Genomic DNA, 17,627 nt, shown 5'->3' on the forward strand with positions numbered 1-17,627 from the left:
CTCCGATGATTCCGTTGTCCTTTGCTCAGCGTCGGATGTGGTTCCTCCACCGTCTGGAGGGCCCGTCCGCGACCTACAACATCCCGTTCGTGCTGCGGCTCGAAGGGGCGCTGGACACGGCGGCCCTGGCCGCCGCCGTGACGGATGTCGTCACCCGGCACGAGAGCCTGCGCACCCTGATCGTCGAGGACGCGGAGGGCACGCCCGAACAGCGGGTCCTCTCCCCCGACGAGGCGGATCTCCAGGTCCCGGTGGTCGACGTGGCCGCGGACGCGGTGGAGGCCGCGACGCACGACCTCGCGTCCCGCGGGTTCGAGCTGGACACGGACCTCCCCCTGCGGACGACCGTCCTCCGGGTCGCTCCGCAGGAGCACGTGCTCGTGTTCGTGTTCCACCACATCGCCGCGGACGGGTCGTCGATGGCGCCCTTCCTGCGGGACCTGATGTCGGCGTACGCCGCTCGCCACCAGGGGAGCGCACCGGAGTGGACGCCGCTCGCGGTGCAGTACAAGGACTACACGCTCTGGCAGCAGCAGCTCCTCGGCGACGAGGACGACCCGGAGAGCGTCGTCGCCGAGCAGATGGAGTACTGGAAGCACGAGTTGGCCGGCGTGCCGCAGCCGGTCCAGCTTCCGCTGGACCGGCCGCGGCCGACCGTGGCGGGACACCACGGCGGCCACGTCGACTTCGAGCTGGAGCCCGATCTCGTCGGCCGCCTCGGCAAGCTGGCCGCGGACCGCGGCGCCACCGCGCCGATGGTCGCCCAGGCCGCGCTCGCGGTGCTGCTGCAGAAGCTGGGCGGCGGCGAGGACGTGACGGTCGGCAGCCCCATCGAGGGCCGCACCGACGAGGCCCTCGCCGACCTCATCGGGTTCTTCATCAACACCTGGGTGCTGCGCGCCGACCTGTCGCGCAACCCGTCGTTCGGCGACCTCCTTGAGCAGGTGCGGGACAAGTCCCTGGCCGCGTACGACAACCAGGACGTGCCGTTCGAGCGCCTGGTGGAGCTGCTCAACCTGGAGCGCTCCACCGCGTACACGCCGCTGTTCCAGGTGATGCTGGCCTGGCAGTTCGTGTGGCCCGAGATCGAGATGCCGGGCCTGCGGGTCACGCCGGTGCCCGCGGGCACCGAGACGGCGATGTACGACCTGTACTTCAACATCGTCCCGGACGCGACCGGGCGCGCCCACGGGCGGCTCGCGTACGCGACGGAGCTGTTCGACCACACCACGGCCGTCGACATCGTCGACCGCTTCGTGCGGATCCTGGAGCAGGCGGTCGCCGACCCGGGCGTACGCACCACGGACGTCGACGTGCTCGGTGACGACGAGCAGACGTGGCTGCTGCGCACGGCGAACGACACGGTCGAGCCGACCCTCGAGCAGGACCTGGTGGAGACCGTGCGCCGCCGGGCCGATGCGGCACCGGACGCGCTCGCCGTCATCGGCGAGGAGAAGTCCCTGACCTACGGGGAGTTGGAGGCGCGGGCCAACCGCCTCGCGCACTGGCTGATCGACCGCGGCGTGCGGTCGGAGTCGCTGGTGGCGGTCTCCCTGCCCCGGTCCGCGGACCTCGTGGTCGCGCTGCTCGCCGTCCTCAAGGCGGGCGCCGCCTACATCCCGATCGACCCCGACCACCCGAGCTCCCGGATCGACTACATCCTGGAGGACTCCCGCCCGGCGCTCGTCCTCGACGCCGACGCGCTGGTCGGCGCGGACCTCACCCCGTACGCGGACTCGGCGCCCGCCGTGCGCGTCGCGCCGGGGAACACCGCGTACGTCATCTACACCTCGGGCTCGACCGGCAAGCCGAAGGGCGTCGCGATCCCGCGCAGCGCCCTCGCCAACTTCCTCGCCACGATGAGCCGCCGGGTCCCGCTGTCGCCCGCCGACCGGTGGCTCGCGGTGACCACGGTGTCGTTCGACATCGCGGCACTGGAGCTGTACCTGCCGCTGATCTCCGGCGCGGCCGTCGTGCTCGCGGGCAAGGAGACCATCTCCGACCCGTCGGCCGTCGCGGCCGTGAAGCGCCGCCACGACGTCACCGTCGCGCAGGCCACACCGGCGTTCTGGCAGATGGTCCTCGCCCACGAGCCGGGCGTCGCGCGGGGCCTGCGCGTCCTGGTCGGCGGCGAGGCCCTGCCGACCCGCCTCGCCGAGACGCTGGCCGGCACGGCCGACGACGTGCTCAACGTGTACGGCCCGACCGAGACGACGATCTGGTCGACCATGGCGCCCGTCGAGGCGGGCGCCGGCGTGGCGATCGGCGCGCCGATCGGCAACACCCAGGTGTACGTCCTCGACTCGGGCCTGCGCCCGGTGCCGCGGGGCGTGCAGGGCGACCTGTACATCGCCGGTGACGGCCTGGCGCGGGGCTACTTCGGCCGGTCCGCGCTGACCTCCGAGCGGTTCGTTGCCTGCCCGTTCGGTCCCGCGGGGGCGCGGATGTACCGCACCGGTGACCTGGTGCGCTGGGGCAGGGACGGGCGTCTCGAATACGTCGGGCGCAGCGACTTCCAGGTGAAGGTCCGCGGCTTCCGGATCGAGCTGGGCGAGATCGAGCACGTCCTCGCCGGGCACCCCGATGTGGCGCAGGCCGTCGTCGTGGTCCGCGAGGACAAGCAGGACGACAAGCGCCTCGTCGGCTACGTGGTGCCCGAGCGGAACGCCGCGGCGGCCGGGACCGACGCCGAGGCGGACGCGTTCGCCCCGCTGCTCGCCGAACTGCCCGAGTACGTGCGCGGGCTCCTGCCCGAGTACATGGTGCCGTCCGCGCTCGTACCGCTGGCGGAGATCCCGCTGACGCCGAACGGCAAGGTGAACCGGCTCGCGCTGCCGGTGCCCGACTACGCGCAGGTGTCGACGGGACGGGCGCCGCGGGGCCAGCGCGAGGAGACCCTCTGCGCGCTGTTCGCCGAGGTGCTCGGCCTGGAGACGGTCGGCATCGACGACGACTTCTTCGCCAGCGGCGGCGACAGCATCCGCTCCATCCAGGTCGTCGCGCGCGCCAAGACCCGCGGCACCGTGGTCACCGTGCGGGAGATCTTCGAGCACCGCACGGTCGCCCGGCTCGCGGAGCTGGTGGACGCGCGCGACGGCGGGCAGGACGCGCGGGGCCCGGTCCTGGCCGAGCTGCCGGGCGGCGGCGTCGGCTGGGCGCCGCTGACCCCGATGGCCGCGCACGTGCTCGCGCTCGGCGGCGGCATCGGACGGTTCTCCATGTCCGGGCTGCTCACGCTGCCCGAGACCATCGACCGCGCCGGTCTCGTCGCCACCGTGCAGGCCGTCATCGACCGGCACGACGTGCTGCGCTCCCGGCTCGACCGGAAGCGGCCGGGCCTGGCGATCGAGCCGGTCGGCAGCGTCGACGCCGCCGCGCTGCTGCGCGAAGTCCCCGGTGACGACGCCGACGTGGCCGCCGAGCTGGACGCGGCCGCGGGCCGCCTCGACCCCGACGCGGGCGTCATGGCGCAGTTCGTGTGGCTCACCTCCGCCACGGGCGCGGGCCGGCTCCTGATCGTGCTCCACCACCTGGTCGTCGACGGGGTGTCGTGGCGCATCCTCGTACCGGACCTGATCGCCGCCTGGCAGCGGATCAGGGACGGCCGCGCCCCGGAAGGGGCCGTGGCGGGCACCTCGCTGCGCCGCTGGGCGCACGCCCTGGTCGACGAGGCGGCCCGGCCCGAGCGCGCGGCGGAACTGCCCGCGTGGCAGGAGATCCTGCGCGGCGACGAACCCGTCCTCGGAGCACGGGAGTTGGACCGGACCCGCGATGTCGCGGCCACCGTCGACACGGTGCGGGTCCAGGTCCCGGCGGAGGTCACGCGGACCCTTCTGGACACGGTGCCCTCGGTGTTCCGCGCCGGTGTCGACGACGGGCTCCTCGCCGGTCTCGCCCTGGCGCTCGCCCGCTGGCGCGCGACGCGGGGTGCGGCCGGGACCTCGACGTCCTCGACGCTGGTGCGCCTCGAAGGGCACGGCCGTGCGGAGCAGGTGGCGCCGGGCGCCGACCTGTCGGGCACGGTCGGCTGGTTCACCTCGCTGTTCCCGGTGCGCCTCGACCTGGCGGGCATCGACGTGGCGGACGCGTTCGCCGGCGGTCCGGCCGCGGGCAAGGCGCTCAAGGCCGTCAAGGAGCAGGCGCGTGCGGTGCCGGGCGACGGCATCGGCTACGGCCTCCTGCGCCACCTCAACCCGGAGACCGCCGCCGCGCTCGCCGGGGAGCGGGAGCCGCAGATCGGGTTCAACTACCTGGGGCGGACCTCCGGCGCGGACATCCCCGAGGACCTGCGGGGCCTTGGCTGGGCGCCCGACACCACGCACCAGGACCTGATCGCCGCGCCGGACCAGGACATGCCGGTCCTCTCGGCCCTGGAGATCAACGCCCTGGCCACGCCCGCCCGCACCGGTGACGAGCTCACCGGCGGAGACCTTGCCGCCGAAGAGCTCACCGCCTACTTCGGCTTCCCCACCGGCGTGCTCTCCCGCGAGGACGTGACCGAGCTCGCCGACCTGTGGGTCCAGGCGCTCACCGCCCTGGCCCGGCACGCCGCGACCCCCGAGGCCGGTGGCCTCACCCCGAGCGACGCGCCCCTGGTCGCCGTGAGCCAGCCGGAGATCGACACCTGGGAGGCCGGGTTCGGCAGGCTCGCCGAGATCTGGCCGACGACCCCGGCGCAGTCCGGAATGCTGTTCCACACGGCACTCGCCGACGCGTCGTTCGACCCGTACCACATGCAGATGGTCTTCCACCTGACCGGCGAGGTCGACCCGGAGCGGATGCGCCGGGCCGGGCAGGCGCTCCTCGAGCGCTACCCCAGCCTCCGCGGGGCGTTCGTCAACCGGACCGACGGCGAGGTCGTGCAGGTGGTGCCGGCGGCGGGGACGACCCTGCCCTGGCGGCACCTCGACCTGACCGCGGCCGGTGAGGCGGAGCGGACCGAGAAGTTCGAGCGGTTCCTCGCCGACGACCGGGCCGCCCACTTCGACACGGGCACCCCGCCGCTGATCCGCCTCGCGCTCGTCGTCCTCGAGTCCGGCCGCGCCGAATTCGTGATGACCTGCCACCACACGCTGCTCGACGGCTGGTCCATGCCGCTGCTCATGCGGGACCTGCTGCTGCTCTACGCGTCCCACGGCGACCCGGCGGGTCTGCCCGGCACGCGCAGCTACGGCGAGTTCCTGGCCTGGCGTGCCCAGCAGGACCAGGCGGAGTCCGCCCGCGTGTGGGCCGCCGAGCTCGACGGGGTCGAGGAGCCGACGCTGCTCGCCCAGGGCGCCGAGGCCGCGGGCGAGGGCGGCGTCGACGAGGTCGAGATCGCGCTGCCGGTCGACGAGGCGCGCGAACTGGCGCGCCGGGCCGCCGAGTTGGGCGTCACCGTCAACACCCTCGTCCAGGGTGCCTGGGGGCTGCTGCTCGGCCAGCTCACCGGCCGCCAGGACGTGGTGTTCGGCGCCACCGTCTCCGGGCGCCCGCCCGAGGTGGCGGACGTCGACTCGATGGTCGGCATCTTCATCAACACCCTTCCCGTACGCGTCGAGTACGGGCCCGGCGACACCCTCGCCGCGGTCCTCGACCGGCTGCAGAGCCGGCAGGCCGGTCTCATGGAGCACCACTACTACGGGCTCACCGAGATCCAGCAGTCCGTGGGCCTGCAGTCCCTCTTCGACACGCTGGTCGTCTTCGAGTCGTACCCGATCGACCGGGAGGGCCTGAGCGAGGCCACCGACGCCGCGGACGGCATCGCCTTCACCGGCCTCACCCCGTCCACGGCCACCAACTACCCGCTGGCCCTGATGGCGGCGGCCGAGCCGCACCTCCAGCTGATGTTCCAGTACGCGCCGGACGTCTTCGACCGGGCCACGGTCGAGGTGTTCGCGGACCGCCTCGTGCGCGTCCTGCGGCAGCTGGCGGCCGGTCCCGAGCTGAAGGTCGCCGACGTCGACGTCCTGACCCCGGCCGAACGCGACCGGCTGCTCGGCGAGTTCAACGACACGGCCGCCCCGACCCCGGACATCACGATCCACGGCCTCGTCGAGGCGCAGGTGGCCCGGACCCCGGACGAGGTCGCCGTGGTCACCGAGGGCGAGTCGCTCACGTACCGCGAGGTCAACGAGCGGGCCGACCGCCTGGCGCGCGACCTCGCCGGGCGCGGCGTGGGCCCGGAGTCGGTGGTCGCGGTGTCGCTGCCGCGCTCCGCGGACCTGGTCGTCGGGCTGCTCGCGGTCCTGAAGGCGGGCGCCGCGTATCTGCCGGTCGACCCCAAGTACCCCAGCCACCGCCTGGAGGCGATCTTCGGGGAGGCCCGGCCGCGCCTGGTCCTGACGGACTCCGCGACGGTCGACGTGCTGCCCCGGCACGACGCCCCGGACGTCCTGCTCGACAAGCTCGACCTGTCCGGGGACGTCCCCGGCCCCGAACCGACCGTGCACGCCGGGCAGTTGGCGTACGTGATGTACACCTCCGGCTCCACGGGCAAGCCCAAGGGCGTCGCCATCACCCACGCGAACGTGGTCAACGGCGTGCTGCGGCTCGCCTCCCACGTGGGCATGGAGCAGGGCAAGCGACTCCTCGCGGGCACGTCGATCAACTTCGACGTGTCGGTGTTCGAGATCTTCACGACCCTCGGGCACGGCGGCGTCGTCGAACTGGTCAGGGACGTCCTGGTCCTGGGCGAGCGGAAGGGCTGGAGCGGCGCCGTCATCTCCACCGTGCCGTCGGCCTTCGCCGAGCTCGTCGACGACATCGCCGCCCGCACCAGCGTGGAGACGGTCGTCCTCGCGGGCGAGGCCCTGCCCTCGTCGCTCATCGAGAAGGTGCAGGGCGCCTTCCCGGGAGTGCGGGTCGTCAACGCCTACGGCCAGAGCGAGTCGTTCTACGCCACCGCCTTCACCGTCTTGGACGGGGCGCGGGTCCAGGCGGGCAGCGCGCCCGTCGGCACCCCGCTCGGCAACATGCGGACCTACGTCCTCGGCGCGGGACTGACGCCGGTGCCGCCGGGCGCGGTCGGCGAGCTGTACGTCGGCGGGAACGTGGGCCGCGGCTACCAGGGCCGCGCCGAGCTGACCGCCGACCGCTTCGTCGCCGACCCGTACGGCCCCGCGGGGTCGCGCATGTACCGCACCGGTGACCTGGCCCGCCTCAACGCCGACGGCCAGCTGGAGTACGTGGGCCGCGGGGACGCGCAGATCAAGGTGCGCGGCTTCCGCGTCGAGCCGGGCGAGGTCGAGGCCGCGGTCACCGCGCACCCCGACGTCGCCCAGGCCGCCGTCGTCGCACGGCAGGGAGCGGGCAGCAGCAAGCAACTCGTCGCGTACGTGGTGCCGTCGGGGCAGGCGGAGTCCGAGGGGATCCGCCGGTTCGTCGCCGAACGGCTGCCCGAGTTCATGGTGCCGTCGGCCTTCGTGCTGATGGACCGGCTGCCGCTGATGCCCAACGGCAAGCTGGACCGGGCCGCGCTGCCCGAGCCGGAGTTCACCGGGGCGCCCTACCGCGCGCCCCGCAACGCCCGTGAGGAGACCCTGACCGGGCTGTTCGCCGAGGTGCTCGGCCTGGAGCGGGTCGGCATCGACGACAGCTTCTTCGAGCTCGGCGGTCACTCGCTGCTCGCCACGCGGCTGATCAGCCGCGTCCGTGCCGAGATGGGGATCGAGATACCCATCCGCAAGATCTTCGATTTGCCGACGGTGGCCGCGCTCGCGCCGTGGTCGGAACAACCGGCTGCTCCCCGTCGCCCCCGTTTGCGCAAGATGATCGTAGAGGAGTAAGACAATGATTCCGCTGTCATTCTCACAGCGCCGTTACTGGTTCCTGCACCAGCTCGAGGGTGGGGAGACCTGGAACATGTCGGCGGCGTTCCGGCTGACCGGGGCGCTGGACCAGGACGCCCTCGGCGCGGCGCTCCGCGACGTGGTCGAGCGGCACGAGATTCTGCGCACCACCTACGTCGCGAACGAGGACGGGGAGCCCCACCAGCGGATCCTGCCGTTGGCGGAGGCGTTCGAGCAGGCGCGGCTGCCGGTGGTCGAGGTGGCGTCGGACAAGGTGGACAGCGCGGTCGACGAGGCCGTCGCGCACGGATTCGACCTGGCGACCGAGATCCCGTTCCGGGCGAGCCTGCTGCGCTGCTCCGCCGATGAGCACGTCCTCGTCATGATCATCCACCACATCGCCACGGACGGCAGCTCGGGCGCGCCCCTGGCCCGGGACCTGGCGACGGCCTACACCGCCCGCCGCGCGGGCGGGGCCCCGGAGTGGGAGCCGCTGCCCGTCCAGTACAAGGACTTCACGCTGTGGCAGCGCGAGGTGCTCGGCGACGTGAACGACCCGGGCAGCCTCGCCGCGGCGCAGCTCGACTACTGGCGCAAGGAGCTCGCCGGGATCCCGCAGCCGCTGACCCTGCCGCTCGACCGCCCGCGGACCGACGAGGTGAACACCGAGGGCGACGCCGTCGCCTTCACGGTGAAGCCGGAGACCGCGGCCGGCCTGGAGAAGCTGTCCGCCGAGCGCGGCACGTCCATGTCGATGATCCTCCAGGCGGCCATCGCGGTGCTGCTGAGCAAGCTCGGCAGCGGTGACGACGTGCCGATCGCCACGCCGATCGCCGGGCGCACCGACGAGGCGATGGCCGATCTGATCGGCTGCTTCGTCAACAACCTCGTGATGCGCGTGGACCTCTCCGGCGACCCGTCGTTCACCGACCTGCTCGCGCAGGTGCGGGACAAGTCGCTCGCGGCGTACGAGAACCAGGACCTGCCGTTCGACCTGCTCGTCGAGTCGATCAACCCCGACCGCTCGATCGCGCACAAGCCGCTGTTCCAGGTGATGTCCGGCTGGCAGAACTACGAGCGGCCGACGCTCGAACTGCCGGGGCTCAAGGTGGAGTTCCAGCAGGCCCTGAACGCCAAGACCATGGTCGACATGTACTTCAGCATGGGCCTGGACGAGTCGGGGACCGTGCACGGCGACATCCAGTACGGCACCGACCTGTTCGACCGGGACACGGTCGAGGCCATCGCGGCGCGGTTCGAGAGCGTCCTTGAGCAGGTCGTCGCGAACCCGGACATGAGCGTCGGCGACGTCGACGTGTTGCGTGCGGGGGAGCGCGAGCGGCTGCTCGTGGAGGTGAACGACACCGCGGAGCCGACCCTGGAGCACGGCCTCGTGGAAGCGGTGCGCCGCCAGGTCGAGGCGACCCCCGACGCGACCGCCCTCATCGGCGTCGAGGAGACCCTCACCTACCGGGAGCTGGAGGCGCGCTCGAACCGCCTCGCGCACTGGCTGGTCGATCGCGGCGTGCGGCCCGAGTCGCTGGTCGCTGTGTGCCTGCCCCGGACCGTCAACCTGATGGTGGCGCTCCTCGCGGTCCTGAAGTCCGGCGGCGCCTACGTCCCGGTCGACCCCGACCACCCGCAGTCCCGCATCGACTACGTCCTCAAGCAGGCGGACCCGGTCCTGGTCCTCGACGCCGACACGCTGGCCGGCGCGGACTACGCGAGCTACCCGGAGACGGCACCCGAGGTGACGGTCCGGCCGGACAACACCCAGTACGTGATCTACACGTCGGGTTCGACGGGCGCCCCGAAGGGCGTGGCGATCCCGCGCGGCGCGGTGGCGAACTTCATCGCCTCGGTGCGGCGGCGGTTCCCGCTGACGGCCGCGGACCGGATGCTGTTCAGCACGACCGTGTCGTTCGACATGGCCAACACCGAGCTGTGGCTGCCGTTCGTCTCCGGCGCGACCATGGTGATGGCCCGCAAGGGCACCGTCACCGACCCGAAGTCCGTGGTCGAGCTGATCCGCCGCCACGACGTCACCGTGGTGCAGGCCACGCCCGCGTTCTGGCAGATGGTCCTGACGCGTGAGCCGGAGGCCGCGAAGGGCCTGCGGATCATCACCGGCGCCGAGGCCGTGCCGCAGCGCCTCGCCGAGGCCCTGGCGGACCAGGCCGTCGAGGTGGGCAACTGGTACGGCCCGACCGAGACGACGACGTGGTCGACCATGGCGCCCGTCAAGGCGGGCGCGGGCGTGGCGATCGGCACGCCGATCGGGAACACCCAGGTGTACGTGCTCGACGCGCGGCTGCACCCGGTCGCGCCCGGCGTGCAGGGCGAGCTGTACATCGGCGGCGACGGCATGGCCCGCGGCTACCAGGGCCGGCCCGACATGACCGCGGAGCGGTTCGTGCCGTCCCCGTTCGGCCCCGCGGGCGCGCGGATGTACCGCACCGGTGACCTGGTGCGCTGGAACAAGAACGGCCAGCTGGAGTACGTCGCGCGCACCGACTTCCAGGTGAAGATCCGCGGCTTCCGCATCGAGCTGGGCGAGATCGAGCACGTCCTCGCCGGGCACGCCGACGTGGCGCAGGCCGTCGTCATCGTGCGCGAGGACACCCCGGACGACAAGCGCATCGTCGGCTACGTGGTGCCCAAGTCCCGGGTCGGCGCGGCCGACGACGCCCCGGCGGAGGACTTCGGCCCGCTGCTCGCCGAGCTCACCGAGTCCGTGCGCGACCGGCTCCCGGACTACATGATGCCGTCCGCGCTCATCCCGCTGTCGGAGATCCCGCTGACGCCGAACGGCAAGCTCGACCTGCGGGCGCTGCCGTCGGAGCACGTCACGGAGACCGTGGTCAGCGAGGGGCCGCGCGACATCCACGAGGAGAAGCTGTGCGGCTTCTTCGCCGAGCTGCTCGGCAAGGAGCAGGTCGGCATCCACGACGACTTCTTCCAGCTCGGCGGGCACTCGCTCATGGCCACCCGGCTCAGCGTGCGCATCCGCAAGGAGTTCGGCGTCGACATGCCGCTGCGCACGATCATCAAGTACCCGACGGTGGCCGAGCTGGCCTCGCTGGTGCTCATCGGCGGCATCCCGACGGACGACCAGGACCCGTTCGCGGTCGTGCTTCCGCTGAACACCGACCCCGGTACGGGCAAGGAGCCCCTGTGGTTCTTCCACGGCGGCGGCGGCCTCGGCTGGGCGTACTTCAGCTTCGTGACGCACGTGCAGGACCGGGCGGCGTACGCCCTGCAGTCCCGCGGCTCCAACGGCGTGGACCAGCTGGCAGGCTCCGTGGAGGAGATGGTCGAGGACTACGTCGACGAGATGCTGAAGATCCAGCCGGAGGGCCCCTTCCACCTCGTCGGCTGGTCCTACGGCGGCACCGTCGTGCAGGCCGTCGCGGAGCTCCTCGACCGGCGCGGGCACGAGGTCGCCCTCACGGCGATCCTGGACTCCATGCCCGGCGGGCACGGGTTCACGGAGTTCCACGCAGGCAAGACCCTGGACGACTACCGGTCGGAGCTGGAGGAGTTCTTCGGCCAGTACATCGGCACCGACAACCAGCAGGACTTCCTGGACCGGATGTCGAAGGTGCTCGCCAACAACACGAACCACATCATGAAGTTCGAGTCGCCGGTCTACCGCGGTGACGTGCTGTTCTTCAGCGCGACGAACAAGGACGAGCTGTACGCGCACCTGTGGGAGCCGCACGTCCTCGGCGACATCGAGGTGCACGACGTGTTCGCCATGCACCACGACATGAACATGCCCGCGCCCGTGGCGGAGGTCATGGAGGTCATCAACCGCAAGCTGGCGGCGGAGTGACCGGCGACCGGTCGCGCGGAGCAGGTTCTACGAAGTGACGAAGCATCGAATGGATGATTGGGGTTGGTCGGGGTGAGTGCACCCGGCATGTCCGCGGACGACGGGAACGGGACCGCGCTGCTGTGCGTCCCGTTCGCGGGAGCGGGTCCGTCGTTCTTCCACCCGTGGCGCGAGCTGGCCGGCGACCGGTGGCGGGTGACCTCCGTCGAACTGCCCGGCAGGGAGCGGCGGATCATGGAGACGCCGTACCGGAACGTGGTCGAGGCGGCCAAGAACGAGATCGACGGCATCGTCGCCGACCTCGGTGAGGGCACGCGGACCGTGCTGTTCGGGCACAGCCTGGGCGCGGTGCTCGCGTACGAGTTCGCGCACCTGCTGAGCGCGCGCGGCGTGCAGGTGGAGCGCCTGGTCGTCAGTGGCTCGCCGGGTCCGTGGACCCAGCGCGAGCGGCGGGCGACGGGGCTGCAGGACGATGAATTCCTCGCCCGCGTCGAGGAGTTCGCGGGCTTCAGGCACGAGGCCCTCGACCACCCGGAGATGCGGGAGCTGATCCTCCCCATGCTCCAGGCCGACTGCGAGATGCACGAGAACTACGTCCCGAGCACCGACGAACGGGTGTCGGTGCCGATCACCTCGCTGCGCGGCGACGACGACGGCCTGGTCACCGCCGAAGAGGCGCAGCAGTGGCGGGACGCGACCACGGGCGAATTCAACTACGTGGAGTTCCCCGGCGGTCACATGTACCTGGTCGACCAGGGCCGGGAGGTCCTTGACGTGATCGAGGCGGAGTCCGCCCGCGGTCGCTAGCTCGGCACGGAGCCGTCGCCCGCGGGTCACGCCCCGGGCCGGCCGGCGGTGAGATGGCACAGCGCCATGTCATCGGTGGCCGTGTCAGGGGCGTGACAGGCCGGTGTCAGGCACGCGCGGAAAGTGGAGGCATGAGTAGTTCAGCCATCGCAGTTTCAGGGCTGCGCAAGACATTCGGCGACAAGGTCGTGCTCGACGGCATCGACTTCGAGGTCGCCGCGGGATCGGTCTTCTCCATGCTCGGCCCGAACGGGGCGGGCAAGACGACGACGGTGAACGTCCTGGCGACCTTGCTGAAGGCCGACGCGGGGACGGTGCGCGTCGCCGGGCACGACGTGGCGACCGCGACCAAGCAGGTGCGCTCGGCCATCGGCGTGACCGGGCAGTTCGCCGCGGTGGACGAGCTGCTCTCGGGCCGCGAGAACCTGCAGCTGATGGCGGACCTCAAGCGCGTGGGATCCGGCGGTCAGCTGGTCGACCGCCTCCTCGAGCGGTTCGACCTCCAGGAGGCGGCGGACAAGCTGTCGTCGACCTACTCCGGCGGCATGCGCCGGAAGCTGGACCTGGCGATGACGCTGGTCGGCAACCCGCAGATCATCTTCCTCGACGAGCCGACGACGGGCCTCGACCCGCGCAGCCGGCGCACGATGTGGGGGATCGTCCGCGAGCTGGTGGCCGACGGCACCACCATCTTCCTCACCACCCAGTACCTGGAGGAGGCCGACCAGCTCGCCGACCAGATCGTCGTGCTCGACCAGGGCCGGCTCGTCGCCCAGGGCACCGCCGAGGAGCTCAAGCGCCAGGTGCCGGGCACCCACGTCCGGCTCCGGTTCGCCGACCTCGACGAGGTCGACGCGGCGGCGCGGATCCTGGACGGGGCCACGAGGGACGACGAGGAGCTGACCCTGCGGGTGCCCAGCGACGGTCAGTCGAAGTCGCTGCGGGCCCTGCTCGACCGGCTCGACGAGCACACGATCAACGCCCAGGAGTTCTCCGTGCACACACCGGACCTCGACGACGTCTTCCTCGCCCTGACCGGGCGCACGAGCACGGAGGCGAGCGCACAGTGAGCAGTGTCTCCACGGCGTTGACCGACTCGACGATCATGCTGCGCCGCAATCTGAAGCACACCGTGCGGAACCCGCTCGTGCTCTTCAACGCGGTCCTGTTCCCGATCGTGATCATGCTCCTGTTCGTCAAGGTGTTCGGCGGCGCCTTCAGCGTCGGTGGCGACTACGTCGACTACGCGACGCCGGGCATGCTCGTGATGGCCGTCAGCTACGGCCTCGGGTCCACCGCGGCGGCCGTGAACGACGACATGTCGAAGGGCATCATCAACCGCTTCAAGGCCATGGACGTGTCCCGCGGTGCCGTCCTCACCGGGCAGGTCGTCGTCACCACGGTGCGCTGCCTGGTGGCCAACACGGCCATCATCGGGGTGGCCTTCGCGATGGGGTTCGACCCGGAGGCGAGCGCCCTCGACTGGCTCGGCGTCCTCGGCCTCGTCATCCTCGTCACCTTCGGGGCCAGCTGGCTCACCGTCGCCCTCGGCCTCGCCGCCAAGACCGCGGAGTCGGCGGGCCTCGCCACCGTGCCGCTGATCATGCTGCCGTTCCTGAGCAGCGCGTTCGTGCCCGCGGACACGATGGGGGCCGGTGTGCGGCAGTTCGCGGAGTACCAGCCCTTCACACCGATCATCGAGACGCTGCGCGGGCTGCTCGAGGGCGACCCGTCGAGCGGCGACGCGATCGCGGCCGTCGCCTGGTCCGTCGGGCTCGCCGTCGTCGGCTATGTGTGGGCGGTCTCCACGTTCAAGAAGCGGGCGTGACCTCGTTGTCCAAGAGCGAGCGTGATCACGTTCAAGAAGCCAGCGTGGCCTCGACCAGCTGAGACCAGCTGATCCGTGCCCCCTCCCGAGCCGCCTCGGCGAAACCCCGGTCGCCGAGGCGGCGCCGCGCTGTCCGCTCGATCCGGGCCGCGTCCGGATGGGAGCGGTCCCGCAGCCCCCGTACGCCCGTGCTCGCCGCGAGCAGCCGTGCGGCCTGCGCGTGCTCGTCGCGGCGCAGCGCCAGGTCCGCGACCCCGAGGAGCACCTGCGCGAGCATCGGCGCGTGTCCCGCCTCGGACGCCGCCGCGCAGGCCGCCGCGCGGTGCGCTCGGGCCTCGCCGATGTCGTCGGCGAGGTAGCCGAGCAGGTCGTGGGTGACGGCACGGATGTGCGGCCGCCGCGCTTCGTCGCCCAGGGCGGCCCGCGCGACGCCGAGTTGCCGGTGCGCCTCGTCCACGTCGCCGTCCCACCGGGCGAGCTCCGCCTGCGCGAGGGCCAGCTCGGCGAGGGCGTCCGGCCAGGTGACCCGCTCCGCGTACCGCCGCGCCTCGGCCAGGGCGGCCGCGCCCGCTTCCGCGTCGCCGAGGAGCCGGTACAGCTGCGCCTGCCGCGACCGCATGCGGATGATGTCCTCGGTGGCACCGACCTCGGTGACCACGGCTATCGCCTGTTCGTAGTGCGCGCACGCTGCGGCGAACTCACCGCGTACGGCGATCCGGTCCGCCAGCTCGCTCAGGGCGAACGAGATCCCGAACCGCTCGCCGAGCGCCCGGAACTCGGCGAGCGCCCGCTCCAGGTACGCGTCCGCTTCCCGCCCGTGCCGGCCGAGCATGATCCGCATCTTGCCCAGGTGCAGCCGGGCGAGGGCACGCGCCCAGGGGTCCTCGTCGTCGAGGAGCGGCTCGAACGCGGGCAGGAACGCGTCCGGCTCCTGCAGCATGCGCTCCAGCGGGGCGACGAACCCGATCAGGGGGTGGCGGCACCGGCTGCGCCGGCTGAACGCGTACGCCTGGTGGATCCACTCCGCGGCCCGGTGCTCGTCGCCGGGACCCGACGTCACGAACAGCACGCCGAGCGCGTACACCGTGGCCCGGACGTCGTCGGTCACCTCGCCGGGCGTCCCGGTGGCCGCGGTGATCAGCTCCATGCCCTCGGTCTTGTGCCCGCTGAGCCACCAGTACCAGCCCGCGCCCGCCGCGAGCCGCATCGCCGCCTGCGCCTCACCGGCCGCGAGCGCGCCGCGCATCGCCGCGCCGATGTTGTCGTGCTCGGCCTCCAGCGTGGCCAGCCAGTCCAGTTGCTCGGCGCGGCGCAGGTGCGGCTCCGCGGTCTCGGCGAGCTCGGTGAAGCAGGCCAGGTGCGCGCGGCGCGCCCGGTCGGACTCGCCCGCCTCCGCGAGCCGGTGCCGCGCGTACTCCTCGATCGTGCCGGTCATGCGGTAGCGCGGGGCGCCCGTGCCCTCGGCGAGCAGCAGCGACTTCTCGGTCAGCGCGGTGAGCAGTTCGAGCACCTGGTCCTGCTCGACGGCGGCGCCCGCGGGGCCCGCGGGTCCCGCGCAGACCCGTTCGGCCGCCTCCAGGCCCGCCCCGCCGGAGAACACCGAGAGCCTGCGCAGGACCACGCGCTCGGCGTGGGTGAGCAGCTCCCAGCTCCAGTCGACGGCGGCGCGCAGCGTCCGGTGCCGGGGGAGTGCGGTGCGGCTGCCGCCGGTCAGGAGGCGGAACCGGTCGTCGAGCCGGGCCGCGAGCTGGTCGATGGACAGGGTGCGCAGGCGGGCCGCGGCCAGCTCGATCGCCAGCGGGATCCCGTCGAGGGCCCGGCACACGCGTGCCGTCGTCGCCAGGGTGCGGGCGTCGGCCGCGAGGTCCCTGTGCACGGCCCCGGCCCGGTCCCGCAGCAGCTGGACGGCGGGCGACGACGCGATCTCGGCGGGGCTCGCGTCCTGCGACGGCAGGGCGAGCGGTTCGACGGGCCACAGGGCTTCGCCGGTGATGCCGAGCGGTTCGCGGCTCGTCGCCAGGATCCGCAGCCCCCGGCACTCCCCGAGCACCCGGTGGGCGAACACCGCCGCGGACTCGATCACGTGCTCGCAGTTGTCCAGGACGAGCAGCGCGTCGCGCTCGCGGACCGCGGCGACGAGCCGGTCCGTCAGGTCCGCGTTCGAGGCCCCGCCGAGCAGCGCGTCACGCAGGCCGAGCCCGGCGAGCGTCGACCGCGCCACGTCGGCCACGTCGCCGTTCGCACGGATCGAGGCGAGCTCCACCAGCCAGGCCCCGTCGGGCAGTTCGCCGAGCAGCGCCCGCGCGGTCTCCGCAGCGAGGCGGGACTTGCCCGCGCCGGCGGGTCCGATGACGGTGGTGAGCCGGTGTTCGCCGAGGAGCCCGCGGACGGCGGCGATGTCGGCGGCCTTGCCTACGTACGTGGTCAGTTCGGCGCGGAGGTTGGTCCTGCGGGGCGCCTCCTGGGGCTGCGGCTGGGGCTGCGACTGCGGCTCACCGCGCGCCGGGTCGACGCGGCCTGGCGCGCCGCGTCCGAGGCCGCCCTGCCCTGACCGACCACCCCCCAAGCCTTCTGGTCCCGGCCCCGGCGGATCGCCCGCCGAACCGCCCCGCCCCAAGTCCCCCCGTAACAAGGCGACATGGAGCGCGTCCAGCTCCGGCGAAGGGCCGACGCCGAGCGCGTCCGCCAGGGCCCTCCGGGTGCGCTGGTACGCGAGGAGCGCCTCGCTGTCGCGTCCTGCCGCGACCAGGGCGCGCATCAGGGCGGCGACGAGCCGTTCCCGGAGCGGGTGCGCGGCCACCGCGTCGGTCAGCTCCGTGACCATCTCCGCGCCGCGTCCGAGGCCCGCCTCCGCGTCGAACCGCTCCTCCATGGCGGTCAGGCGCAGCTCGTCGAGCCGGACGACCGCGGCCTTGAACACGGCGCTGTCCAGGCCGACGTCCTGCATGGCCGTACCGCGCCACAGCCCGAGGGCCTCGCGCAGCAGCCGCACCCGCCGGGACGCGTCCTCGGTGCGCAACCGCCCCGCCACGACGAGGCGTTCGAACCGCACGGCGTCGACGGCGTCGGGCGCCACCGTGAGCCGGTAGCCGTCCGCCTGGCCCTCGACCACCCCGTCCGGCAGGGCCTTGCGCAGCCGGGAGGCCAGACGCTGCAGGGCGTTCGTCGCGTCGGCGGGCGGGTGCTCGCCCCAGATCCAGTCGACGAGCGACGCCTTCGGGACCGCGCGCCCCGGCCGGAGCGCGAGGGCGATGAGGAGGCCGCGCAGCCGCACGCCCGGTACGTCGACCGCGCCGCCGTCGTCGGTGTGAACCTCGAACGGACCCAGCATCCCGATCTGCACCCGCTGATTTTGTCACGGCCGCCCCCGCGTGCCGATGCCGCGTGA

6 protein-coding genes are annotated in these 17,627 nt (G+C 72.7%); 5 read left to right on the plus strand and 1 reads right to left on the minus strand.

What is annotated here, in order from left to right; all coding sequences use genetic code 11:
• Positions 1–5: 5 nt before the first annotated feature.
• From ACFWZ5_RS17205 to ACFWZ5_RS17225, 5 genes are all read left to right on the plus strand, one after another.
• Positions 6–7,766: an amino acid adenylation domain-containing protein gene (locus ACFWZ5_RS17205; protein ID WP_384789521.1), complete on the plus strand. Its 7,761-nt coding sequence runs from the start codon at positions 6–8 to the stop codon at positions 7,764–7,766.
• Positions 7,767–7,770: 4 nt separating this feature from the next.
• Complete coding sequence (locus ACFWZ5_RS17210; RefSeq protein WP_384789518.1) at positions 7,771–11,604, plus strand: amino acid adenylation domain-containing protein; 3,834 nt, start codon at positions 7,771–7,773, stop codon at positions 11,602–11,604.
• A gap of 87 nt (positions 11,605–11,691) precedes the next feature.
• On the plus strand, positions 11,692–12,411 hold the full coding sequence (locus tag ACFWZ5_RS17215; protein WP_384789516.1) for a thioesterase II family protein: 720 nt from the start codon (positions 11,692–11,694) through the stop codon (positions 12,409–12,411).
• A gap of 131 nt (positions 12,412–12,542) precedes the next feature.
• Positions 12,543–13,481 (plus strand): ATP-binding cassette domain-containing protein, encoded by a 939-nt coding sequence (locus ACFWZ5_RS17220; protein ID WP_384789513.1) that lies wholly within the window; start codon positions 12,543–12,545, stop codon positions 13,479–13,481.
• The gene (locus tag ACFWZ5_RS17225) at positions 13,478–14,239 is read left to right on the plus strand and encodes an ABC transporter permease (protein WP_384789510.1); all 762 of its coding nucleotides are present in this window, start codon (positions 13,478–13,480) and stop codon (positions 14,237–14,239) included. The genes ACFWZ5_RS17220 and ACFWZ5_RS17225 overlap by 4 nt, the downstream gene beginning before the upstream one ends.
• A 31-nt stretch (positions 14,240–14,270) precedes the next feature.
• On the opposite strand, the gene ACFWZ5_RS17230 is transcribed toward ACFWZ5_RS17225, so the two are convergent.
• On the minus strand, positions 14,271–17,582 hold the full coding sequence (locus ACFWZ5_RS17230) for a BTAD domain-containing putative transcriptional regulator (protein WP_384789507.1): 3,312 nt from the start codon (positions 17,580–17,582) through the stop codon (positions 14,271–14,273).
• Positions 17,583–17,627 lie beyond the last annotated feature (45 nt).

The organism is Streptomyces sp. NPDC059003 (assembly GCF_042740445.1).
Classification (GTDB): Bacteria; Actinomycetota; Actinomycetes; order Streptomycetales; family Streptomycetaceae; genus Streptomyces.

What these genes read in the sequence shown, in the direction of transcription:
- ACFWZ5_RS17205 (WP_384789521.1), top strand. Translation starts at nt 6, where the DNA reads ATGATTCCGTTGTCCTTTGCTCAGCGTCGGATGTGGTTCCTCCACCGT.
- ACFWZ5_RS17210 (WP_384789518.1), top strand. Translation starts at nt 7,771, where the DNA reads ATGATTCCGCTGTCATTCTCACAGCGCCGTTACTGGTTCCTGCACCAG.
- ACFWZ5_RS17215 (WP_384789516.1), top strand. Translation starts at nt 11,692, where the DNA reads ATGTCCGCGGACGACGGGAACGGGACCGCGCTGCTGTGCGTCCCGTTC.
- ACFWZ5_RS17220 (WP_384789513.1), top strand. Translation starts at nt 12,543, where the DNA reads ATGAGTAGTTCAGCCATCGCAGTTTCAGGGCTGCGCAAGACATTCGGC.